The organism is Neobacillus vireti (genome assembly GCF_036962345.1).
GTDB classification, from domain to species: Bacteria; Bacillota; Bacilli; order Bacillales; family Cytobacillaceae; genus Neobacillus; species Neobacillus vireti_A.
In genome coordinates this window covers 112,099-134,278 of record NZ_JBALNB010000006.1, presented here as the reverse complement: position 1 = coordinate 134,278, position 22,180 = coordinate 112,099, and the positions used below count along the sequence as shown (strand labels likewise).

Below are 22,180 nucleotides of genomic sequence, written 5' to 3'. Positions count from 1 at the left end.
TCAAAGTCTCTCCTGCACGCCTTCGTCCAAAACCACATATGATACAGTATCAGAAAGTGGTGATGGATTTGAGTAAATGGTTAAAAGCAGGTATCCTGTTTTATCTCTGCATCATGTTTTTCGGAAGTTTTATCGCAGTAGGTATATTAATAACCGGTGCTCTAGAAGACACTTACCCCTTTATTACCGATATTAAGGCCCATTTCTATTACTTTTTTGCTGGAGCAATTGGCGGATCACTGCGGCACCTTTATATGTTTTGTTCCCACTATATGAAAGACGAATTACAGGACTATAGGGAATGGATTATGTATATTTTCTATCCAATATTCGCTACAGGTACCGCGATAATAGCTGTTATTCTAATTCAAAGCGGAATCTTACTCATTGAATTTGTTGACTTTAAAGATACCCCTTATGCACAAATAAGCTTTGCCTTCTTCGTTGGATTTGGATTCAACCGCTTCCTCAACAAACTAAATGCACTATCAAAAAACATCTTCAAAACAGACACCCCTAAACCAAACAAACCAAAAACAAACGAAAACGAGCCAGAGTGCTAACAGGACACTGGCTCATTTTCTGCTTTTCTCTACTGTCCGCCTGAGGTGGACAGTGTCCACGGATGGTGACAGGCACCGATACATATTTTATTAAGATTTGGTGATGAAAATAAATTCTGTGCGTATACGTAGTATGATCGATGCTTGGAATGAAAGGAGAGGTGACCTTGTGGAATTACCAAAGGAATCAATATGGGCCCTATAATATTTATAGTTATTATGTTGGCTATAACCCTCAAACTTCTGTAAACCCCAATCTTCATTATCCTAAAATTCATCAAAGAGCTTTCTTAAGCCCGTTTACGTTTGTTGCAGGAGATGTCACCATTGAAAAAAATACCTTTGTCGCCCCATTCGTAAGTATTCGTGCAGATGAAGGAACTCCTTTTTATATTGGAAGTAATAGTAATCTTCAGGATGGTGTCATTCTTCATGGTTTGAAAAATAAATATGTTGAAAAGAACAATAAAAGGTTCTCCATTTATATTGGAAACCGGGTTTCTTGTGCGCATGGTTCCTTAGTACATGGTCCATGTCGAGTGGAGGATGATGTATTTATTGGGTTTAATTCGATTGTGTATAATGCAGTCATAGGAGAAGGGAGCTTTATTTCTTCCGGTGCAGTCGTGACAAATGGAGTGGAACTTAAACCGCGTAGTTTTGTACCTCCAGGTGCAAATATTGATACCCAGGGTAAAGCAAATGTATTAGCTACTGTCCCTGAAACAGAAGAGGAGTTTGCAAGGGAGGTCCAAAGAGTAAATCGAGAATTTCCTTCAGCCTATTCCTTATTTTTCGGGAAAAATAGATGTTCTTGCGGGCTAGCGTGTTAACTGTATTCCTTATTGAAATTAGGCACTTTTTTTGTCATCAAAACGGAAGAAATTTGGATTATTTTGTTCACAACATTGACATTTATATTCGAAATATTTAAAAAACATTTCGACATTAAATGAGCGGATTTTAGTTTTTTGTTTTGCTATTTTTATTTCACCAATAAGTTTTAAGTATATTTTGTAAAATTTAGTAAGAATCGGTCGGAATTTTTGATTACTCTATAAAGAATATGTTTGGTAATATGGTAATACAACCACTAATAATAAAATAAAAAACCTAAAAACATGTAGAATGAAAGAGTGAAAAATGTTTAGATAGATCATTAGGAGGGACTCCGTTAGGGGTTACCATTAGGAGGGCTTTATATGTATTTCAAAGTAAAGTTCTGGAGAAGATTAACCAAAAAACAGAAGATGAAATTACTAATGCAAAAAGCTCACATTAATTCGGCAGGTAAAGGGTATATAGCATAACTGAGGTTTTCAAAGTAACTTTGAATCTACAATAAATTCAAACACCGTTTTTCAAGAACGGTGTTTTTTGTTTTTGCCATCGTTTCAAGAGTGTAGAATCTGTATAAGTTATGGTAGGATAAAAAAATATAGTAAAAATTTATGATGGGGGAAAATTCAATGTACAGTTTTAAAAACGATTATAGTGAAGGAGCGCATCTTCGTATATTGAATGCTTTAATTGAAACCAATCTAGAGCAGGACGAAGGTTACGGAGAAGATCGGTATTCGCAAAAAGCAAAAGAATTTATTAAAGATAAACTTGGACGACCTGATGTAGATATTCATTTTATTTCAGGTGGAACTCAAACCAATCTTATTGCGATTTCAGCCTTTTTACGACCGCATGAAGCGGCAATCGCAGTGAGTTCCGGACATATCCTTGGGCATGAGACAGGAGCTATTGAAGCAACCGGACACAAAATCCTATCGGTGGAAGGCAGAGATGGAAAACTTTCTCCTACTGACATCCAAGAAGTTCTTGATGGTCATCCCGATGAGCATATGGTGAAACCAAAACTCGTATACATATCAAATTCTACAGAAATAGGATCGATTTATTCAAAGCAAGAGCTTCAGTCACTGCATGATTTCTGCCAGAAAAACCAACTTATTTTATATATGGATGGAGCTAGACTTGGTTCGGCGTTGTGTTCAGAAGAAAATGATCTGCAGCTGAGTGACCTTCCAGCACTCTTGGATGCTTTCTATATTGGCGGAACCAAAAACGGAGCATTGTTGGGTGAAGCATTAGTGATCTCAACAAAATCCCTAAAGGAGGATTTCCGTTACCATATCAAGCAAAAAGGAGCGCTCCTAGCCAAGGGAAGATTAATGGGTATACAATTTCTTGAACTTTTTCGAGATGATTTGTTCTTTGATTTGGCCATTCATGCGAATAAGACGGCGGGAATGCTTAGGGAGGAATTAAAAATTTTAAATATAGAATTATTAACGCATTCTCCAACCAACCAAGTTTTCCCGATTTTACCGAATTCGGTAATTACTGTCTTACAAAATAAGTTTTCCTTCCATATATGGGAAAAGGTCGATTCTGATACATCTGGCATTCGACTTGTAACCTCTTGGGCAACAAAAGAGGAAGAGGTAGTAAGCTTTATTGAGGAACTGAGAAGCTTACTTACATAAAGGCTTTATGAATGTACTCCAAAACTCGCCGAAATGGTAAGTAAGTTTTGGAGTCTTTTTTTGCAACTGACTTTCAATAGCAGCAAGTATTGAGGCAAAACTATTTCGGTTCTAAAGACACAGTATGATTTGTTTTATATGTTACTTTTGAATCTGTGAATAATCGGATTAGGTATGAATGTAATTGAAAAAATACCAGCATAATAAATGTAGTGGAGGTGTAATATATGGGCTTTCTAGAGAAACTATTTGGGAAACAAACGAAGGAGGAAAAAGCCATGACAAATGAAAAGTTAAACATTGGAATTATCTTAGGAAGTACACGTCAGGGTCGTGTTAGTCCACAAGTAGGGGAATGGGTAAAAGGGATTGCTGACAAACGTGGTGATGCCAATTACGAAATCGTTGATATTGCTGATTACAATTTACCATTTTTAGGGACAACTGACGGTTCAGAAGGTGGACCTTGGAACGAAAAATTAGCCAATCTTGATGGATTTGTTTTTATTGTTCAAGAATACAATCACAGCATTACTGGAGCGTTAAAAAATGCATTAGACTTTGCTCGTGAAAATTGGTATAACAAATCAGCAGGAATCGTAAGTTATGGATCAACAGGTGGTGCTCGTGCTGCTGAACATCTACGCGGAATTTGTGCAGAATTAAAAATGGCAGATGTTCGCACACACCCAACCCTTTCATTATTCACAGACTTTGAAAATATGAGTGAATTTAAACCTGCGGACTTACACCTTGACAATGTTAATGCTATGCTTGGCGAAGTTGTACAATGGGGCAAGGCATTAAAAACAATTAGATAAAAATTAACATGAAAGAGTAAAGCACTTATAATGAGTGCTTTTTCTCTGTTTTCAAAAAGAAACCAACTAAAGGGAAGAATTCTGTGCATATAAATGATCTACATAAATGGGTGACCAAATTGGAACTACTGCAAATCCGGAAGGCGGCTATTTATATAGAAAATGGAAGGGAATGTTCCTTAGATGAGTGATTTAAAAATTTTATTGTAATTGGAAGTATGTAATAGAAGGAATAATCTAGGATGGCTAAAGAATTTTCTTACATAAAAGTACAGATTGGTATCAGGATGACGATTCTAAACAAAAACTCGCGCATACAATCCACTCCTTTACCTTAATAAAATTAGTATAAAATAGCGATATTAAGCAAGAGTTGAGAAATTGTAAATTTATTGTCAATTTAAAACATTACTATCATAGTTAAAGAGACCTATTCATGATTATCGAATAGGTCTCCTAGTGAGTGGAATTTAATTACTTCTTAACGCAGCAGCGCCATACTTTCTTGAATAGACAAAATCCAAAGACGAGAAAAGCAAGGAAGCCAATTAATGCAATAAGGATGTTTAAAATATTTCCAAGGGCTCCAAGGCCAAGTAATCCAAAAAAGGTAGAGATAAATCCCAATACTGCTAGCAGCAACCATATTACTCCAGTTAAGAATCCAAGGAATACTCCCCAAATGCTGCAGGAAGAATAACCATTACTCATAGAAATTCACCCCCTGTCAATGGTTGTTCACTAACATATTATGTAGCTATTCAAGAGGTTGTTTATAATAACGAACAATTTAGGCTAGAATTAGGCGCTAAAAAAGGAGCCATTTCCTTTAAGGAAACACTCCGGTTTTTTACATATATTTAATTCCAACAATACGCAGCAATGATAATCAATAGGATAAACAAAACGACAATTAACTCAAAGCCTAAACCAAATTCATTACTCACCATAAGTACCTCCTTTTTCTTGGAAGAATACATCTTATGATATTCGCCTAGGTATTGATACTTTTTATTGTAAGACAATGTTTACACAAAAAGTTGACGAATATACAAAGGATAAATAAACTAAAGGAGGTCACTATACGATGAAAAAAATCAAGAAACTTTAAGGATGAACACAAACAATATGGAACATAAAGAACCTCTTTTATCATTTGAATTTGCAGATGCGAATGGCTGCATAAAACCATTTACTTTTAAAAGTCCTATTAAGGTAATTTCCGCACATAAAGTGGAGGATGTATTGCCTTGTTTTCAGCTTGTTCAAGAGGCGGTGGAACAAGGATATTATGCGGCAGGGTATTTATCATACGAAAGCGCTCCGGCGTTTGATTCGGCCTATAAGGTCAAAAGCGGGAGTTCTATGCCATTACTATGGTTTGGGATTTTTACTGAGCCTGTACATGATCATATCGGAAGTACGGAGGAATTTAATCTTTCAGAATGGAAACCTTCTACTGCGGGAGATATGTATGGTCAAGCCATTACATATATCAAACAGTGTATTGAGAGCGGGGATACCTACCAAACGAACTATACGATCCGCCTCCGTTCTGATTTTGATGGCGATGATATAGCTTTTTTTAATAGGCTGAAAAAAGCTCAAGCCTCGAATTATTGTGCCTATCTTCATACAGGGGAACATAGTATTTTATCTGCTTCTCCCGAGTTATTCTTCCACCTTAGAAATGGAAAAATAACTACAAGGCCAATGAAAGGGACTATAAAAAGAGGTGCATCACATGCTGAGGATACCGCAAACGCAACTTGGCTTTATCATTCTGAGAAAAATCGTGCAGAAAATCTAATGATTGTTGATTTGCTTCGAAATGACCTCGGAATGATTGCAGAATCAGGTACTGTTAATGTGGAAAAAATTTTTGAAATTGAACAGTACCCAACTGTTCATCAAATGACATCTACCATCTCAGCTAAGGTTTCTGAAACAACTCATCTTGTTGATATTTTTAAAGCTCTTTTCCCGTGCGGGTCAATTACTGGTGCACCCAAGATTAGCACCATGAACATTATTGCAGAATTAGAAAACGAACCTCGCGAGGTTTATTGTGGAGCGATTGGATACATTACTCCTGATAAAGAAGCCATTTTTAATGTACCTATTCGCACAGTGGTAATGGATTATCGTACGGGAGAGGCTGTTTATGGTGTAGGCGGTGGAATTACTTGGGACTCTACGCCGGAAGGAGAATATGACGAAATTCTCTCCAAAGCAAAAGTGCTGAAGGAGGCACCTCCTGAATTTCAGCTATTAGAAAGCATTTTATTAGAGGATGGGCATTATTTTCTACTTGAAGAACATTTGAAGCGTTTGGAGAATTCAGCTCAATATTTTGGTTTTAATTTCAATGGAGAAAACCTAAAGAAAAAGCTGATTGATTTTTCAAGGAATTATATCACAGGGCTGATTAAGGTTAGGCTTCTATTGGAGAAAAGTGGTGAATGGACTGTTGAAGGACAGCGGATCACCCCGCTAGAAGCTGGTATTAAGGTTAGCCTTGCAATTGAACCTGTGGATAAGAATAACCCCTTTTTATATCATAAAACGACCCATCGAGAAATTTACTCCAAATATCAAAAGCAAAAACCTGAAGAAGCTTTTGATATTCTGCTTTGGAATCAGGAAGGTGAGTTAACTGAATTCACAAATGGCAACGTTGTCTTGGAAATTAACGGTAGATTATGGACACCGCCAGTTTCGAGCGGTTTACTTGCTGGTACATTTCGAGAAAGATTACTAAAATCAGGAAAAATTAACGAAAAAACACTTACACACTCTGACTTAAAAAAAGCCAAAAAAATATGGTTTATCAATAGTGTACGAAAGTGGCAGGAAGTTCATTTCTGAAATAAAAGGGATGATACAAGAAGAAAAGCAATTGCTTAATAGGCAATTGCTTTTCTTTATTCCAATAAACAATATTTCCTTGATTTAAATCAAGGAAATATACGTAACCGAGTCCTAAAATAAGGGTAGTAAAACAGAAAAAAATCTCTGGTTTATGAATTAAATAGGGAAAAAGGAGAATATAGGGATGAAAAAATATGGATTACTTTTATTAGCTGGTGCATTAACATTTGGTTTAGCTGCTTGCGGTGGTGCAAAGGAAGAAACAACTGCTCCAAAACAAGAGGAATCAACTGGAGAAGGAGCTGCACCCGGTGTAGAAGAATATACGATCACAGCTACAAACTGGGATTTTATTTCCGATAAAGAATTAACAATTAAAAAAGGAACGAAAGTAAAGATTAATTTAGTTAACAAAGAGGGAATGCACACAATTAGCAGCGAGGGTCTAGGAATTGAAATGGGTGCTGACAAACCTGCAGAATTTACAGCAGAAAAAACAGGTGAATACGAACTAATCTGTTCTACAGTTTGCGGTGCGACAGATGATCATGAATCAATGAAAATCTCACTTAAAATTGTGGATTAGTGTACAAAGAAAAACGAAGGAAGCCGTATAAAGAAGAACACCTCTAAACGGAGAAGGTGTTCTTTTTACATTAAAATTATCTTGTAATAGCCTCATGCTTAAATCCGCTTTGGGTAGCATATACTTCAAACCATTCATATTTCGGCGATTTAAACCATGCATATCTCGGCAAATAAACCAAATATCTGGTAGTTCCTTCGGCATCAAGCATAGATTTGAAGATTGTAACATTTCCAAATCCAAATGTTTTGTCGAGATAGCCTTCCATTCCTTCTCTAACCAGATTTTTCTTATCTTCTTGCTCTTGCTTATGTAACGCGAAAAGTCCATCAATAAAAATGCTCAACAAAACTAAAGTAATCAAGATTAAAACAAAAATAAGTATTTTTAACACCTAGAAGCCCTCCTTATCGTATATGCTGATTGTAAAACGTACAGTGCTCCTTTCTCGTTTTTGTAAAGTCACTATTATTTTACAATTCCAAAAGGGGGCAAGGTGTGATAAAAATAGCAGGTATTAAAAAATTTTGGAAATGAAAAATGGAACACGTAGTTCAGCATACCTTTTTAATATTTAGTTTATTTCTGCCCCTGTCCTATTTGTATAGTTATATATATATATAGGGTGAAAAAAGTGAACCAATACAATGGCTGGAAGTGTACGGAAAGCGATTAAGGTTCTTTTTTACGAAAAGGAGGATAAAAAGATGTTAAAAATTACACATGCTGCAGGACATGCCCTCGTCACGAAAGGGAAGCAGTCGCCAGATGGATGGAAAGAATGGCAGGTTACAAATGAGATTGTGAAGCTGGTGATGAGGGAGCTAGAAAATTATGAAGAGGTTACTCAAAAACGGATTGACGATCATACTGGAAAAACGGATATAGTTTTGAACAAACGCTGCGATTTAATAAATAGCTGGGGAGCCAATGTCCATATTGACTACCATCTTAACGCTTACGGATCTGGTTGGAATCAAGCTTGCGGGGCGGAGACCTACATATATACTTCCAAGCCAAAAGAGGCTTTGGCACTCGCTGAAAAAATACAAACCAATTTGGTGACCCAATTAGGGTTTAGGAATCGTGGAGTGAAAGCGGCCAATTTCCAGATGATAAGAGAAACGAAAATGACAGCAATTTTGATTGAATTTGCTTTTATGACCAATAAAGACGAAGCAATGAAAATGAGAACAGCCGAGTACCAGAAAAAAGCGGCCATAGCAGTAGTCGATGGATTGGTTACACAATTTCAACTGAAAAGGAAACCGGGAATAATAGTTTCCACCGATACTCTCTATAGTGTGCAGGTAGGCGCATTTTCCGATATTAATCATGCAAAAGACCTGGTAGAAGAGCTGAAGAATAAAGGGTATCCGGCAATGATTAGGTATTAATATTTAGAAAAATAGTAGGTTTAAAAATGAAAAATCCCTTGTTTAAACGCAACAGGGGATTTTTGTTATTTTTATATAGAAGCTCATTCAACTACCTATCTGACTATAATTCCCAATCAGCTTTTAGTATTTCTTTCAAGAATGAAACTTGCTTATTTCCGATTTTTTCTGCAATCTTTTTCTCGATCGTGGCCTTAAATGCCTCGTTTTTTTCATAGCATTCTTCTCCCAATACTGTTAAACGAATGCCTTTCTCTTTATTGTTATTTTTTAAGTTCATAACCTCAATTAAGCCTTTTGATTCAAGATTTTTTATGAATTTATGAACGGCTTGCCGGGATATGTCCACATTTTTTGTTACATATGAAATGGTGGTTTGTTTTTTATATATTCTCGCCATGATAAACCATTCAGAATTAGAAATATGAATATCACTATTATTGTTCCACAATTCCTCAGCAATCTTGCGGAGCAGAAGATGGCGCTCACTTAATAAGTCAATTAAATCAAGGTGTTGTAAATCAGGCTTCAATTCTTTCACTCCAATCGATTTCATGCAATTACTATACAAAAAACACGTATTAATGTCAACTTGGTTGACGGTTTTGAGGGAATGGAGTAAAATATATTTAGTCAACCAGATTGACAATTGGTAGAATGGGAGAATCAAAAATTTAATATTGAAGATCTGATTATTTATTCATCACTCGGCATATGTAGAATTATTGACATCTGCGAACAAACATATAACGGAATTACCAAAAACTTTTATGTTATTCAACCAGTTGAGGATAAAAACCTTACCATTCATAACCCCGTCGATAATGACAAAGTAGTCATGCTTGGAATGATTAATCGCGATGACGCTTTAAAAATTCTCGATTCCTTCAAAGAAAAAGGGTTTCGATGGATTGAAAAAGGTCACGATCGAACCAAAGAATATACGGAAATTGTAAAGACTGGGAACCGCAAAGAGATTTCAAGAATCGTTAATACATTAATGCGTAAAAAATTTGAAGCCGATTGGAATGGTAGAAAGATTGGCGATCTAGATCGCAGACTTTTAAACTCCACTCAAAACATATTGTTTAAAGAATTAGCCATCTCCTTGAATACTTCTTTTGAAGCAATATTTGAAACAACAACTAGATATATACAAGTGAAACAATAAGTATTGAAAAAGAGGTGCTCAAAGAATTGGTACTTACAGAAACAAAACAGCCAACATATGATGAAAGACAAATACTAGTATTAGAGGGGCTCGAAGCTGTTCGGAAAAGACCCGGTATGTATATTGGATCAACAGCTGCAAGAGGTCTTCACCATCTAGTCTGGGAAATTGTCGATAATAGTATCGATGAGGCTCTAGCAGGTTATTGCGATAAAATAACCGTTGCCATAGAAGAAGATAATAGTATTACCGTTACCGATAATGGCTGGGGGATTCCGGTTGGTAACCATGAGAAAATGGGAAGACCCGCTGTAGAAGTTATTTTGACCGTCCTTCATGCAAGAGGTAAGTTTGGCGAACGCTGCTGCAAGTCAGCCTGCAGGATGCAATCGACGCAGACGAAACATTTGAAATGTTAATGGGGGATAAGGTGGAACCACGTAGACATTTTATTGAGGAAAATGCAATCTATGTTAGAAATCTGGATGTTTAATTGTATATAAAACGATAGAGAAAAAGCTCAAGAGAAGGGCATCTGCTATATTAAGCAGATGCCCTTTTATTATTATTGTAAAAATAGTTTTAAAGTTATTTATTCTCTCTCCTCTGCGGTAAATCCGAAACAGGCAGAAATTTCACTGCCGACCTGAATCAAATAATGACTTAGTTCATGATTTTCATTTGTAGGGATTTTCTCAGTAAAACCCACTACTGTTACAGAGCCAAGTAGTTTTTTCTGGTAGTTTAAGACAGGGAAGGAGACAGAGGAAACAGAAGAAACCAGTGGTTCTTTTGCAAACGCAATTCCCTTTTCCTGTACGATTATACGTTCCTCTTCTAGGTGGGTAACCATTTCTGAAGAGATTTGTTTGAATTCATTCGCCTTCCAATCAGAAATAATTTGCTCGTCCATAAAGGCCATAAACACTTTTCCTGATGCAGAAGTAATAGGAAGAATCGTTCCTATTTGAGCGCCAATATTAAACCCACGATTGGTGTTAATATCTTTCACAATGATGGGACCATTATGGGTCCAAATAGAAAATACAACAGTACTTGAACTTTTCTCATTAATTTCATACAGATAAGGTGAAATTCGGTCAATAACATTTTCTTGATCTACAGCAGCCATACCATATTCAATTATCTTACTTCCCAGTATATATTCTCCTGTATCCTTGCTGCGATACAGGATTCCTAATTGTGTAAAGGTATTTAAATATTTATAAAGATTACTTTTTGTTATCTGTGTTAGGTCTTGGATATCAGTAAACTTTAACGGTCGTCCTTGTTTCGCAATAATATCTAATATTCCCATCCCAATTTGTAAGGATTGGATTGTTGTTCCTTTTTTTACGGCTTCCATATCGAACCTCCTGTTTTCTAAATATTAGCATAGTAGTAAACCAATTAATACTGTCCAATATTGTTCGTTGTATTCAGAAAATATTTTTTATTAATAATATTGACGATTTAGTGAAATTAAATTTATTATAAACATAGAGAACAAAGTTTTATATGTTAATTTAAGTGGGGAAATTTTATCGGAATTACCCTTAACTCAGGAGTGTATGAGACTGATATTAAAATAGTAATATAATATTCACTTAATTTAGAAAAGTTGAAAAAATGTTTTGACTTTGGTATAACAATATTATAATATGTTTTTAACAACTTAGATTTTTCATCACTGATTTACCTGGAAAGAAAGCGATTACAACTAAACGCGTATTCTAGTAAAGGTAAGACAGTTAAACTTCTCACTTTTATGAACCAACTGGTCTGTCTAAGTGAAATATTTTTTGCTCACTAAACCAACCGGTCTGTTTAGATGATCAGATCACACCCATATCAAAGTTTTGGTCTGTTCAAAGAATCGTTTTACAACTTATCATTGCCTTCGTTCTAAAAAGGTGATGTCAATAACATGATAGGAGGTTTTAATTATGCTAGAGAATTTACAAGAAAAGAGTTCATGCGCTGTACGTACTGTTCTTGGTTTAGTGCCTGCTCAAGACTTAGGTGTTGTGCTGGTTCATGAATCCCTTCTTTCCGTATACCCAGGAGCAGAATATGCGCCTGAGATTCAAATGGATAAGAGCGAAATTTTTGATGTTTTAAAAAAGAAGCTAACTGATTTCCGTAGACTTGGAGGAAAGACCATTGTAGACCGAACCGGTATGTTTCATGGTCGTGATGTTAAGCTGTATGAAACATTATCAAAATCAACAGGTGTACATATCATAGCGTCCACTGGCTTAGGTCCTGAGCCAATGTTAAGCGGTTACTTTGTTACACCACAAAAGAATCCACCTACACCTTGGTCCGCAGAACAGTTTGCTGATTTGTTCGCGAAAGAGGTGACAGATGGAATCGTTGTACCTAGAATTGAACGTTCAGGCCTAGCTGGATTAGTGACATCTATTGCTAGTCAATGTGGGATTACAGAAAAAGAAACAAATCTTTTCCGCGGTTCGGCTCAAGCAGCTCTCACTACCGGAGTTCCTGTTTCAGTACAATACGGCCAAGACGCTATCAATGATTTAGAAATTTTATTAGGGGAAGGCATTGAGCCAAACCGTGTTATCATCGGTGGTCTTGACCGCCTCGAGGCAGTTGAACACGGCGAAGCATTCGCTGTTGCCCGCCGTGGAGCTATTGTGGCATTGGACCATGTTGGCTGGAAAACACACGAAGGCTATGTGAACGATGAACAACGTGTTCAATTAATAGTTGAACTTTTTAAAGAAGGTTTCGGTGATCGTATACTTATTTCTACAAATGCAGTTGGTGTTGCGAAAGGCCATGAAGCAAAAGAGATCGGCTATGATTACTTACTGAACACTTTCGTTCCTATGTTAAAGAGATCAGGCGTAACGGAAGAACAGGTTACTGTTCTTTTAGAAGTCAACCCACAACGTGTACTAACCGTTGGGACATCAGTATTGGCGGAAAAAGAATCCGTAAAAAACTAAATGTAAGGAGTGAATAAATAGATGGCTAAGGTAAATACGGTTTTAGGTCCAGTTCCTGTAGAAGATTTAGGGATTATTGCAGTCCATGAACATATTGGATTTGGTCTTCCTGGATGTGACTTAGACACACAATGGTGGAAGAAACCCGAAGAAGCATTTGAAGTGACAATTGAAAAGTTACGCCGCTTCCGTGAACACGGCGGAAAAACTTTCGTAGATTGTACAGGGATTGGAAACGGACGCGACGTTGAGTATTTCCAAGTACTTTCACGTAGAACAGGCGTCCATATTATTGCGGTTACAGGTTTTGTAGCTGGAGACTCAGCACTTCCATATTTCCGTGAAAAATCAGTAGAGTATTTGATGGATTTATTTATCCATGAAATTACTGTTGGAATTGACGGGACTGGTGCAAAAGCGGGTGCAATCAAAGTAGGTGTCAGCCGTGGCGGGAAATTAAGTGAACTTGATAAACGAATTTATCGTGCAGCTGCACGTGCGGCATTAAAAACAGGGGTTCCAATTATTACACATTTATGTGTGGACGCTGAAACTGCTATCGCCATTTTTGATGAAGAGGGTCTACCACTTGACCGCGTTCTAATGGGTCATGCGGATGATGGCGGCTATCTTGATGAAAACCGCGATAATCTGATTGCGGATCTAGGCGGCTGGGTTGGCTTTGATACCATCGGTTACGACAGTGAGATGGTAGGTGCGCCATATTGGTCTCGTCCTAGACAAGATCGTGTGGAACATTTCCTTCGTTTCCTTGAAAAAGGTTATGTCGACCGGGCTCTTATTTCAGCAGATGCCAACTGCTGTGCTCTTGGATGGCCAGGATTAAAAGGACACTCAGTAAACTACCTGTTTGAAGAATTCTTACCGGATTTGCGTAAGGCTGGTGTGGGTGAAGAAGTATTTGAACAACTATTAGTACACAACCCTACTAAATTCCTAACTATGCAGGAACCTCAAGATATCAAGCTTTCAAAAAGAGAAACCGTGCAAGAATCTCGTTAATAGATAAAAACGGATGCGGTATCAACGGGGGGTAATTTTGAATGAGTATTAAAGGAATGGCTTATATTGCAGGTGCATTTGAACATCCAACACGTAAGGCTCCGGATAAATCCGTTGCAGCCTTACATGCTGAATGTGCGAAAGGTGCTTTAGAAGACGCAGGATTAACATTCGCAGATGTAGATGGTTATTTTTGTGCCGGAGACGCTCCGGGCGGCGTTCTATCAATGGTCGATTATTTAGGTCTTAATGTTCGTCATGTCGATGGGACAGACACTGGAGGATCGTCGTATATTGCCCATGTTTCACATGCGGCACAAGCAATCGCAGCAGGAAAATGTAATGTAGCATTAATTACCATGGCAGGCCGTCCGCGCTCAGAAGGCAGAAGCGGGGTTAAACAGAAACTGGTTGGTGTGAATGTTCCGGATACACCTTTTGAACTTCCTTTTGGACCAACGGCGGTGAATGAATACGCCATGGCTGCCATGCGTCATATGTATGAATACGGAACGACAAGTGAGCAATTGGCATGGGTCAAAGTTGCGGCTTCCCATCACGCACAATACAATCCGAATGCAATGCTGCGAGATTTAGTGACAGTGGAAGACGTAGTTTCGTCTACTATGATTGCCGATCCATTACATAAATTGGATTGTTGTGTTGTTAGTGACGGTGGCGGTGCTTTAGTAGTCGTAAGACCTGAGATCGCTAAAAGCTTGAAACGTCCACTTGTTAGAGTGATGGGTGCTGGCGAAGCACCAAAAGGATTAAATGCTGGAAAAACAGAGCTGACCTATTCAGGAGCGATTTGGTCTGGACCTAAAGCTTTTGAGGAGGCTGGTGTTACGCCTCAAGATATTAAATATGCATCCATTTACGATAGTTTCACAATTACGGTGCTAATGCAGCTTGAAGACTTAGGTTTTTGTAAGAAGGGCGAGGGCGGCAAGTTTGTAGCAGATGGAAACTTAATTTCTGGAATAGGGAAACTTCCAATTAATACCGATGGCGGCGGACTGAATAACAATCACCCAGCAAGCCGAGGCGGCATTGTAAAAGTAATCGAAGCTGTTCGTCAGCTCCGTGGTGAAGCAAATCCACAAGTTCAGGTTAAGAATTGTGACCTAGCGTTAGCTCACGGAACAGGCGGGGGATTGGCCACCCGCCACGGAAGTAGCACACTTATCATGGAAAGGGTGTAAAGAATGGGAACTACATATCAAGAAAGAACGATGACGATCCCTGAGATTCATCCAGAACATAAAGAATATTGGGATGCTGCTGCAGAAGGAAAGCTGTTGGTAAAACAATGCGACTCTTGTGGAGAGTTTCACTATTATCCACGTTTATTATGTCCACACTGTATGAGTGATAAAACAAGCTGGGTGGAAGCAAAAGGCACCGGCAGTATTTACACCTATAGTGTAATGCGGCGCGGCGTCCCTTATGCAATCACTTTCGTCGAGCTCGATGAAGGTCCAAGAATGATGACAAATATCGTTGATTGTGATTTAGACACTTTGCACATCAATCAGAGGGTAAAAGTGGTGTTTAAGCAGAGTGGGGATGAAAACAATCCGGGCCCTTTTATACCATGTTTTACACCTGTTGAAAGGTGATAAGGACAAATCTCATTTGGTGTTTAATAGATTTGTCCTCAATAAGGGGTCTTGGAGACAAAACCCATTGCGTGTATCAATAGATTAGTCCTCAATAAGGGGTCTTGGAGACAAAATCCATTGCGAGTGTCAATAGATTTGTCCTCAATAAGGGGTCTTGGAGACAAAACCCCTTGCGTGTATCAATAGATTAGTCCTCAATAAGGGGTCTTGGAGACAAAACCCATTGCGAGTGTCAATGGATTAGTCCTCAATAAGGGGTCTTGGAGACAAAACCCATTGTATGTTCAATAGATTTGTCCTCAATTTGGGGCACCTGCCTGATCAAACAATAAATTACATTGAAGGACGGAAGAGAGGAGCGGATATAAATGAAAATTATTAAGGATGTACGTATTCCCATGCGTGATGGCGTACATATCGCTGCTGATATTTACCTTCCCGATGGAGTAGAAAAAGTACCAGCATTACTTGCACTTAGCCCGTATGGGAAAGAATTGCAAGCACAAGCATTAACATTACCTCCGCAAGCACGTCCAAGTCATCTTTGGAACGGTGCAATCGAGGCGGGCGATATTCGTGCTGTTGTTGACCGTGGCTATGCGCATATTATCGCGGATGTACGTGGTACTGGTTACTCGGAAGGACAAATGTACGGTAACTACAATTCAGGCGGTCATGGCGATGGGAAAGATATCTATGACCTCGTTGAATGGATGGCTGAGCAAGATTGGTGCGATGGCAATATTGGGATGATTGGGATTTCATACTTTGCATCTGTTCAAATTTTAGGTGCAGCAGAGCAGCCGCCACACTTAAAGGCAATCTTTGCAAACGGCGGTCATTTCGATCTATATGAACTTTGTTATCACGGCGGGATTATGTGGTTAATGCCTCGTGCTTCTCGTGAAGGACGTGGCGGCGACAGTGGAAACGCATTCAACAACGTAGCAAGTAAGACATCGAAAGTTTTCTCACCAGAAGAAATTAAAGAAAAAACACTAGAACGTTTAAATGATCCAGATATTGCTCATTGGTCAGATTTCGTTCACCTACTACATTATCAAGACCGTCACGAATTGTGGATGGATTACTTATTAAATCCACTTGATGGCCCGTTCTGGCAAAAAGACAGCGCAATCGAAGTGGCACATAAAGTACAAATACCAACTTATTTCCAAGCAAAATGGGGCCGAGGCTGGAATGTTGAAGGGACAATTGAATGCTTCCATAAAGTTTCAGGCATTAAAAAGCTTGATATCCAAGCGCTGCCACCAATGTTAGAACGCCCATTCCATGAAAATCATGACGAAATGTTCCGCTGGTATGATTACTGGTTGAAAGGCATCGATAATGGCATTATGGATGAGCCAACAGTGCAATTTTCTGTAGAAGGGTCTAATAAATGGCGTAAAGAAAGTCGTTGGCCTTTGCCAAATGAAGAAAAGAAAGAGTTCTATTTGCGTCCTCGCCACAAAATTAGCGAGAAACCTGAGCCATTAACATCAGAATATGCACATCCAGATGGCTTCTACCAAGCACCATTAACAGTAACAACAACATCAGAAAAGATTAGCTGGACTAGTGATAAATTCCTAGAGCCTGTAGAAATGACAGGTACAGGGGCTTTATATATTCATGCTGAAATCGATACAGATGATACCAACTTCATTGCTAAGCTTTATGATGTAGATCCTAACGGCAAACGGACATTAATGACATCAGGTTATTTAAAAGCATCTCATCGTGAGTTAAATGAAGATAAATCAACTTACGGTGAACCATGGCACCCACATAACCGTGTGATACCAGTGACACCTGGTGAAATTAACGAGTATGCGATTCGCTTATATCCATTTTCATTCTTAATTAAACCAGGACATCGGATTGAATTAGACCTTGCATGTAACGAACCGCTTGATGGAGAGGATGCAAAATTATTGCCTCCAGACAGTTACCATTTGCCGAGTGGACGTGCAACCACACACAAAATCTATCGTGACGCAGATCACCCATCACGATTAGTTTTACCTGTTATTCCAAAGCAATTTGATATTACGAATCAATAATAATCGAACTTGCGGTTCCCTTTTTTAAAAGGACATCCAAACCACCTCTTGGGGTCGCTGTGGACCGTAAAATCGGCTAATAAAGGGTGAACAACATGACAAATTCGGTACGTGTGATACCAATTGAATGTAAATTTGGTCCAATTTCTGCCTTTGCCTATTATGTGGACACACCAGAACCAGCCATTATTGATACTGGTGTAAGTATCTCAACAGTACAAGATTTAGAGCCAACCTTAGCCAGACATGGTATCCGCATAGAAGATATACGTTGGATTTTACTGACGCATGGTCATGTGGATCATCTCGGAGGGGCTTATGGAGTATGGGAAAAAACAGGAAGACAAGCAAAAGTAGTCATTCCTAAAAAAGAAGCCCGGTTATTGCGTGATATGAATGAACAAATTGTTGATTACAAGTTACTCCAAGGAAAATACATCACTGACCCAACCATCCAGGAAAAACATATCGCCATGCTTACCACAGATATTGGCGGTACAATTGAACCTGACTTAGAAGTAGCGGAGGGTGATTCAATCCATCTTGGGGGTAATATCGCGTTAAAAGTGATTGAAACTCCAGGTCATTCGATCGGTTCTGTGACCTTTGTAGTAGAAGGCTTAAATTGGGCATTTGCCGCGGACGCAGTTCAAATGTACGGCGGGTTTAGCGGTTTACCTACGATTGAAGCACCAACCTTATATCGTAAAAGTATACGCCGTTTGTTAGAAGAAGTTCGTCCAAAAAAATTATTCTTAGGCCATCCATTCCGTGATATCAATGGTGAAATGCAAAGTGCACAAATCGAAGGTGAGCAAGTTGCCTCCGTATTACAAGCAAGTCTTGATAGGGATGCCAACTTAAGAGATTTGGTGAAGCGACATTTAGCGAATGGTCTTCCTTCTAAACAGAATGGTCTGTATGGGCCGTTTGAATCAATTGCTGAGGAAATTGGCTATACAGGGGATCCAAGGAACTTACCTTGTGCATTTTTTGTAACAATGAATGGTTACCATGAAGAACTTATTGGTTCGCAGGTTAAATGAGAGGAGGAAAATCTAGATGATTCAGAAAAGGTTTGAAAATTCAGCCAAGGCAGTTGCTGACATACACGATGGGGCAACATTGCTAGTTGGAGGCTTTGGGGGAAGCGGACTGCCTTCACATCTAATTGCTGCTCTAGTAGAACAAGGAGCAAAGAATCTAACCGTTGTTTCTAATAATATAGGTGCCGTTAGCGATGGTGTTGCAGCATTAATTAGCAATAATCAAGTGAAGAAAATTATCTGTTCTTTCCCTGTTGGTCCACATGCTGATGATTTAATTGCCCGTCTTCAGAATGGCACGATTGAGTTAGAAATCTCACCACAAGGAACATTAGCAGAACGGATTCGAGCAGGCGGTGCGGGAGTTCCAGCTTTTTACACACCGACTGCAGCGCACACTGAGCTTGGTGAAGGAAAAGAAACACGTATGTTCAATGGCCGTTTGCACGTATTAGAGCAAGCAATCGTGGGTGACTTCGCTTTTATCAAGGGCCACACAGCTGATCGCTGGGGAAATATTGTTTACAATAAAACTCAGCGTAATTTTAACCCGGTAATGGCGACAGCAGCTCGAATTACAATTGCTGAGGTTGATGAAATCGTAGAAGTCGGAGAAATAGACCCAGAGAATATTGCTACACCAAGCGTTTATGTTCATCGCTTAGTAAAATTGGAGGCTGCGCAAGAAGGGAGGGTATTAGTAAATGGTTAAGGAAGAAAAAAAGATTGGATGGTCAAAGATTGAGTTAGCTTCTCGAGTAGCCAAAGACTTAGAGGATGGATGGTTCGTAAATTTAGGTATTGGTATTCCTACACTTGTTGCGGACGTGATTCCTGAAGGCAGGGAAATTATTCTGCATAGTGAGAATGGTCTTCTTGGTTTGGGACCAAAACCAGAACCAGGACAAGAGGATATGGACCTTGTAAATGCAGGGAAGGAACCTATTACATTAAAGCCGGGCGGGTGCTTCTTCTCACAATCTGATTCATTTGCCATGATCCGTGGTGGTCACCTTGATGCAGCAGTACTTGGCGCATTCCAAGTCTCAATGACTGGTGATCTTGCCAGCTGGAAGGTTCCAAATGATCCTCTTGGACGTGTAGGCGGAGCGATGGATTTAACAGTTGGCGCAAAACGTATCTTCCTTTGTATGCAGCATACAAGTAAGGGAAAGCCGAAAATCGTTGAAGAATGTACTTATCCACTTACAGCACCAGGCTGTGTAGATCGAATTTATACGGATCTTGCGGTGATTTACGTAACAGACGAAGGTCTTGTTGTTCAAGAACTTGCACCTGGAGTTACCTTTGAATACTTGCAGGAGCGCACTGCTGCACCGCTTAAGATTCATGCGGCCGGGCTTGTACAAGGAGAGCCTGCAAAATAATGGTTAACAATGCGACAAAACTAACCATTGATCGAAGTTCATCGGTGCCCCTTTATAAACAAATCAAGGAAATATTGATTCGTGAGTTACAGGCTGCTGTCGGTGAAACGGGTCGCCCAATTAGCACTGAGCATGAACTTATTCAGCGCTTTCATGTTAGTCGGGCGCCTGTTCGCCAGGCACTGAAGGAGCTTGCCGATGAAGGGTACGTTTATCGTGAGAGGGCGAAGGGCACCTTTCCTGTTCAGGAACTCCCAGTTCGACCTCCAGGGGTAGAGTTAGGAGGACTTGTTGGATTTCTTCGTGATCAAGGTTTGGATTGCACTTCAAAAATATTAAGTGTTGACAATGTGTTTTCTACAGTGAAATTGTGCGCAATTCTTGGTCTTACACCGAACGAGAAGGTCCAGAGAGTCTCCCGATTAATCTTTCTCAAAGGGAAACCATTAGTATGGTCACAGACTTATTTGTCTGTATCGGAGGATATCCAACTGAGTAAACGTAAGGTTGAGAAAGTTGATAGTGTTTTCAGGCTTCTCGAAAATGAACAAGGCATTATTATTTCTCGAGGTGATCACCAAATCTGTGCGTCAAGCGCGAACAGTATGGAGGCAGAGATTTTGGGTATAAAGCATGGGGACCCTGTTCTCGTAATAGAAACAAAGTTATACACGCGTAATGATAGACTCATAGGCTGGAGAAGGGCTGTTCATAGAGCCGATGAATATAAGTTTTCTCTTACGGTAAATCGATGAGATTGATAAGCATTTAAAAAGAGTGTATCAACAATATTGGACAGGGGGGAATAGGGTGTCAAAGATAAACATTACCGACGTTGTCAATGAAGGTAAATTTAACCGCTTTCATATTGGGTTGTTGGTTTGTTGCTGCATAATTATAGTTTTCGATATGTTCGATTTAGTTATATATGGATCAGTTATCCCAATCCTTATGAAGGACTGGTCGATATCCCCTGTTCAAGCAGGAGCCATTGGAAGTTACGGATTTTTCGGAATGATGCTGGGTGCCATATTCTTTGGTGTTTTGGCCGACAAATTTGGAAGGAAAAAAATTCTTATTTTAAGTGTTGTCCTCTTTAGTATATTTACGTTTTTATGTGCTTTTGCACCTGGTCCAACTCCGTTTTCTATTTGCCGGTTTATTGCCGGTGTTGGGATTGGCGGGGTTTTGCCAAATGTAATTGCCCTACTGTCAGATTACGCACCAAAACATATGCATAACATAATGGTTTCAATCGTGATGTGCTGCTTTTCAGTTGGTGGTATTATAGCCGCTCTCATTGGTATTTATTTTATCCCTCTTTTGGGATGGAAAAGTGTCTACTGGGTAGCAGCGATTCCACTTTTGCTCATACCGTTTATGATGAAGTTTTTTCATGATTCACCCGCTATTCTGTTGATGAAAGGTCGAATAAACGAACTGCGCCTCGTTCTTTCAAAAGTTAATGACAAGGTATCACTGCCAGCAGATGCTGAATTTGTATTAAGTACAGAAAAAGAAGAACCTGGTTCTCCAGTGGCAGCCTTGTTCAAAAATAAACGCGCGCTTGGTACTGTGATGATTTGGATTGCGTTTTTCATGTGCTTGCTTATGATCAATGGAGTAAGTACTTGGCTTCCTAATTTGATGTTTAGTTCCGGGTATCCACTTGGTTCCAGTTTAGGCTTTATGATTGTATTAAATATAGGGGCTATTATTGGAACGTTAATTCTTGGAGGTCTTGCAGATAAATTCGGAGTAAAAAAAGTACTAGTTCCAATGTTTATTATGTCTGCAGTTTCCTTGACGCTTCTTGGCTTTAAAAACAACATGGTGATTCTATATCTCTTGGTATTTATTACTGGTGCATGTACGATGGGGGCTCAAAACATTTCCTACTCCTTTGTATCACAATACTATCCTCCATTAATGCGCTCAACTGCTATAGGGTTTGCTTCGGGCATTGGTAGAATAGGCGGCATTATCGGTCCTACATTCGGAGGCATTCTAGTATCTCTTAATCTATCAGCGCAAATGAATTTCCTTTCGTTTGCCATTCCAGGCATTATAGCTGCTATAGCATTTTCATTTGTTCCTTTAAAACTTGGTAATAACAAAAATATGATAAATAAAAAAGATATCGCTTAGGA

The 22,180-nt window shown here is 39.0% G+C and carries 24 protein-coding genes and 1 pseudogene; 20 read left to right on the top strand and 5 right to left on the bottom strand.

Annotation, left to right across the window (positions count from 1 at the left end):
- Positions 1–68: 68 nt before the first annotated feature.
- The 4 genes from V7108_RS06930 to V7108_RS06915 all read left to right on the top strand — a co-directional run bounded on the left by V7108_RS06930 (position 69) and on the right by V7108_RS06915 (position 3,882).
- On the top strand, positions 69–563 hold the full coding sequence (locus V7108_RS06930) for a hypothetical protein (RefSeq protein WP_335567704.1): 495 nt from the start codon (positions 69–71) through the stop codon (positions 561–563).
- A 161-nt stretch (positions 564–724) separates the two neighbouring features.
- Positions 725–1,396, top strand: a complete 672-nt coding sequence (locus V7108_RS06925) for a carbonate dehydratase (protein ID WP_420489171.1) — start codon at positions 725–727, stop codon at positions 1,394–1,396.
- 636 nt (positions 1,397–2,032) lie between these two features.
- On the top strand, positions 2,033–3,061 hold the full coding sequence (locus V7108_RS06920; protein WP_335567702.1) for a threonine aldolase family protein: 1,029 nt from the start codon (positions 2,033–2,035) through the stop codon (positions 3,059–3,061).
- 227 nt (positions 3,062–3,288) lie between these two features.
- A complete protein-coding gene (locus V7108_RS06915) occupies positions 3,289–3,882 on the top strand; it encodes an NADPH-dependent FMN reductase (protein WP_335567701.1) in 594 nt (197 codons plus the stop codon).
- 474 nt (positions 3,883–4,356) lie between these two features.
- On the opposite strand, the gene V7108_RS06910 is transcribed toward V7108_RS06915, so the two are convergent.
- Together V7108_RS06910 and V7108_RS06905 are read right to left on the bottom strand one after the other, a co-directional pair.
- On the bottom strand, positions 4,357–4,593 hold the full coding sequence (locus V7108_RS06910; protein WP_335567700.1) for an ABC transporter: 237 nt from the start codon (positions 4,591–4,593) through the stop codon (positions 4,357–4,359).
- A 149-nt stretch (positions 4,594–4,742) separates the two neighbouring features.
- Positions 4,743–4,832, bottom strand: a complete 90-nt coding sequence (locus V7108_RS06905; protein ID WP_335567699.1) for a YjcZ family sporulation protein — start codon at positions 4,830–4,832, stop codon at positions 4,743–4,745.
- A 178-nt stretch (positions 4,833–5,010) separates the two neighbouring features.
- On the opposite strand from V7108_RS06905, the gene pabB reads away from it, so the two are divergent.
- Together pabB and V7108_RS06895 are read left to right on the top strand one after the other, a co-directional pair.
- Positions 5,011–6,750 (top strand): aminodeoxychorismate synthase component I, encoded by a 1,740-nt coding sequence (gene pabB, locus V7108_RS06900; protein WP_335567698.1) that lies wholly within the window; start codon positions 5,011–5,013, stop codon positions 6,748–6,750.
- 187 nt (positions 6,751–6,937) lie between these two features.
- Complete coding sequence (locus V7108_RS06895) at positions 6,938–7,339, top strand: hypothetical protein (RefSeq protein ID WP_335567697.1); 402 nt, start codon at positions 6,938–6,940, stop codon at positions 7,337–7,339.
- 76 nt (positions 7,340–7,415) lie between these two features.
- Here V7108_RS06895 and V7108_RS06890 read toward each other — a convergent pair whose 3' ends face one another.
- Positions 7,416–7,733, bottom strand: coding sequence for a hypothetical protein (locus V7108_RS06890; RefSeq protein ID WP_335567696.1), 318 nt, complete (start codon positions 7,731–7,733; stop codon positions 7,416–7,418).
- A 313-nt stretch (positions 7,734–8,046) separates the two neighbouring features.
- Between V7108_RS06890 and V7108_RS06885 the strand changes: the two genes are divergently transcribed.
- Positions 8,047–8,736 (top strand): N-acetylmuramoyl-L-alanine amidase, encoded by a 690-nt coding sequence (locus V7108_RS06885; protein ID WP_335567695.1) that lies wholly within the window; start codon positions 8,047–8,049, stop codon positions 8,734–8,736.
- 103 nt (positions 8,737–8,839) lie between these two features.
- Here V7108_RS06885 and V7108_RS06880 read toward each other — a convergent pair whose 3' ends face one another.
- Positions 8,840–9,292 carry a MarR family winged helix-turn-helix transcriptional regulator gene (locus V7108_RS06880; protein WP_420489166.1) on the bottom strand — a complete coding sequence of 151 codons (453 nt, stop codon included), beginning with the start codon at positions 9,290–9,292 and terminating at the stop codon, positions 8,840–8,842.
- A 93-nt stretch (positions 9,293–9,385) separates the two neighbouring features.
- Here V7108_RS06880 and V7108_RS06875 point away from each other — a divergent pair, with 93 nt between their 5' ends.
- The 3 genes and pseudogenes from V7108_RS06875 (at position 9,386) to V7108_RS06865 (ending at position 10,400) form a co-directional block, all read left to right on the top strand.
- Complete coding sequence (locus V7108_RS06875) at positions 9,386–9,907, top strand: CarD family transcriptional regulator (protein ID WP_335567693.1); 522 nt, start codon at positions 9,386–9,388, stop codon at positions 9,905–9,907.
- Between the two features lie 26 nt (positions 9,908–9,933).
- A pseudogene (locus V7108_RS06870) lies at positions 9,934–10,263 on the top strand (ATP-binding protein); the annotation flags it as partial.
- Positions 10,264–10,268: 5 nt separating this feature from the next.
- Positions 10,269–10,400 (top strand): hypothetical protein, encoded by a 132-nt coding sequence (locus V7108_RS06865; protein WP_335567763.1) that lies wholly within the window; start codon positions 10,269–10,271, stop codon positions 10,398–10,400.
- A gap of 99 nt (positions 10,401–10,499) precedes the next feature.
- Here the strand turns inward: V7108_RS06865 and V7108_RS06860 are convergent, their stop codons facing one another.
- The gene (locus tag V7108_RS06860) at positions 10,500–11,273 is read right to left on the bottom strand and encodes an IclR family transcriptional regulator (RefSeq protein ID WP_335567692.1); all 774 of its coding nucleotides are present in this window, start codon (positions 11,271–11,273) and stop codon (positions 10,500–10,502) included.
- Between the two features lie 580 nt (positions 11,274–11,853).
- Between V7108_RS06860 and V7108_RS06855 the strand changes: the two genes are divergently transcribed.
- The 10 genes from V7108_RS06855 (at position 11,854) to V7108_RS06810 (ending at position 22,178) form a co-directional block, all read left to right on the top strand.
- The gene (locus V7108_RS06855; protein WP_335567691.1) at positions 11,854–12,882 is read left to right on the top strand and encodes a phosphotriesterase family protein; all 1,029 of its coding nucleotides are present in this window, start codon (positions 11,854–11,856) and stop codon (positions 12,880–12,882) included.
- A 21-nt stretch (positions 12,883–12,903) separates the two neighbouring features.
- Positions 12,904–13,905, top strand: coding sequence for a phosphotriesterase family protein (locus V7108_RS06850; RefSeq protein ID WP_335567690.1), 1,002 nt, complete (start codon positions 12,904–12,906; stop codon positions 13,903–13,905).
- Positions 13,906–13,946: 41 nt separating this feature from the next.
- Positions 13,947–15,110 carry a thiolase domain-containing protein gene (locus V7108_RS06845; protein ID WP_335567689.1) on the top strand — a complete coding sequence of 388 codons (1,164 nt, stop codon included), beginning with the start codon at positions 13,947–13,949 and terminating at the stop codon, positions 15,108–15,110.
- A 3-nt stretch (positions 15,111–15,113) separates the two neighbouring features.
- Positions 15,114–15,527, top strand: coding sequence for a Zn-ribbon domain-containing OB-fold protein (locus V7108_RS06840; RefSeq protein WP_335567688.1), 414 nt, complete (start codon positions 15,114–15,116; stop codon positions 15,525–15,527).
- Between the two features lie 371 nt (positions 15,528–15,898).
- The gene (locus V7108_RS06835; RefSeq protein ID WP_335567687.1) at positions 15,899–17,596 is read left to right on the top strand and encodes a CocE/NonD family hydrolase; all 1,698 of its coding nucleotides are present in this window, start codon (positions 15,899–15,901) and stop codon (positions 17,594–17,596) included.
- A 95-nt stretch (positions 17,597–17,691) separates the two neighbouring features.
- Positions 17,692–18,642 (top strand): MBL fold metallo-hydrolase, encoded by a 951-nt coding sequence (locus V7108_RS06830; RefSeq protein WP_335567686.1) that lies wholly within the window; start codon positions 17,692–17,694, stop codon positions 18,640–18,642.
- 16 nt (positions 18,643–18,658) lie between these two features.
- On the top strand, positions 18,659–19,354 hold the full coding sequence (locus V7108_RS06825; protein WP_335567685.1) for a 3-oxoacid CoA-transferase subunit A: 696 nt from the start codon (positions 18,659–18,661) through the stop codon (positions 19,352–19,354).
- Positions 19,347–20,030, top strand: a complete 684-nt coding sequence (locus tag V7108_RS06820) for a 3-oxoacid CoA-transferase subunit B (protein ID WP_335567684.1) — start codon at positions 19,347–19,349, stop codon at positions 20,028–20,030. Before V7108_RS06825 ends, V7108_RS06820 begins: the two co-directional genes overlap by 8 nt.
- Entirely contained in the window at positions 20,030–20,785 is a 756-nt protein-coding gene (locus tag V7108_RS06815; protein ID WP_335567683.1) for a GntR family transcriptional regulator, read from the top strand. The genes V7108_RS06820 and V7108_RS06815 overlap by 1 nt, the downstream gene beginning before the upstream one ends.
- A gap of 55 nt (positions 20,786–20,840) precedes the next feature.
- Complete coding sequence (locus tag V7108_RS06810) at positions 20,841–22,178, top strand: MFS transporter (RefSeq protein WP_335567682.1); 1,338 nt, start codon at positions 20,841–20,843, stop codon at positions 22,176–22,178.
- The last annotated feature ends 2 nt before the right edge of the window (positions 22,179–22,180 follow it).

Excerpts from the sequence above, each read along its gene's own strand:
- V7108_RS06910 (WP_335567700.1), bottom strand. The coding sequence starts at position 4,593 with ATGAGTAATGGTTATTCTTCCTGCAGCATTTGGGGAGTATTCCTTGGA.
- V7108_RS06885 (WP_335567695.1), top strand. The coding sequence starts at position 8,047 with ATGTTAAAAATTACACATGCTGCAGGACATGCCCTCGTCACGAAAGGG.
- V7108_RS06880 (WP_420489166.1), bottom strand. The coding sequence starts at position 9,292 with ATGAAATCGATTGGAGTGAAAGAATTGAAGCCTGATTTACAACACCTT.
- V7108_RS06830 (WP_335567686.1), top strand. The coding sequence starts at position 17,692 with ATGACAAATTCGGTACGTGTGATACCAATTGAATGTAAATTTGGTCCA.
- V7108_RS06840 (WP_335567688.1), top strand. The coding sequence starts at position 15,114 with ATGGGAACTACATATCAAGAAAGAACGATGACGATCCCTGAGATTCAT.
- pabB (WP_335567698.1), top strand. The coding sequence starts at position 5,011 with ATGGAACATAAAGAACCTCTTTTATCATTTGAATTTGCAGATGCGAAT.
- V7108_RS06820 (WP_335567684.1), top strand. The coding sequence starts at position 19,347 with ATGGTTAAGGAAGAAAAAAAGATTGGATGGTCAAAGATTGAGTTAGCT.
- V7108_RS06850 (WP_335567690.1), top strand. The coding sequence starts at position 12,904 with ATGGCTAAGGTAAATACGGTTTTAGGTCCAGTTCCTGTAGAAGATTTA.
- V7108_RS06860 (WP_335567692.1), bottom strand. The coding sequence starts at position 11,273 with ATGGAAGCCGTAAAAAAAGGAACAACAATCCAATCCTTACAAATTGGG.
- V7108_RS06905 (WP_335567699.1), bottom strand. The coding sequence starts at position 4,832 with ATGGTGAGTAATGAATTTGGTTTAGGCTTTGAGTTAATTGTCGTTTTG.
- V7108_RS06855 (WP_335567691.1), top strand. The coding sequence starts at position 11,854 with ATGCTAGAGAATTTACAAGAAAAGAGTTCATGCGCTGTACGTACTGTT.
- V7108_RS06895 (WP_335567697.1), top strand. The coding sequence starts at position 6,938 with ATGAAAAAATATGGATTACTTTTATTAGCTGGTGCATTAACATTTGGT.
- V7108_RS06825 (WP_335567685.1), top strand. The coding sequence starts at position 18,659 with ATGATTCAGAAAAGGTTTGAAAATTCAGCCAAGGCAGTTGCTGACATA.
- V7108_RS06815 (WP_335567683.1), top strand. The coding sequence starts at position 20,030 with ATGGTTAACAATGCGACAAAACTAACCATTGATCGAAGTTCATCGGTG.
- V7108_RS06915 (WP_335567701.1), top strand. The coding sequence starts at position 3,289 with ATGGGCTTTCTAGAGAAACTATTTGGGAAACAAACGAAGGAGGAAAAA.
- V7108_RS06920 (WP_335567702.1), top strand. The coding sequence starts at position 2,033 with ATGTACAGTTTTAAAAACGATTATAGTGAAGGAGCGCATCTTCGTATA.
- V7108_RS06835 (WP_335567687.1), top strand. The coding sequence starts at position 15,899 with ATGAAAATTATTAAGGATGTACGTATTCCCATGCGTGATGGCGTACAT.
- V7108_RS06845 (WP_335567689.1), top strand. The coding sequence starts at position 13,947 with ATGAGTATTAAAGGAATGGCTTATATTGCAGGTGCATTTGAACATCCA.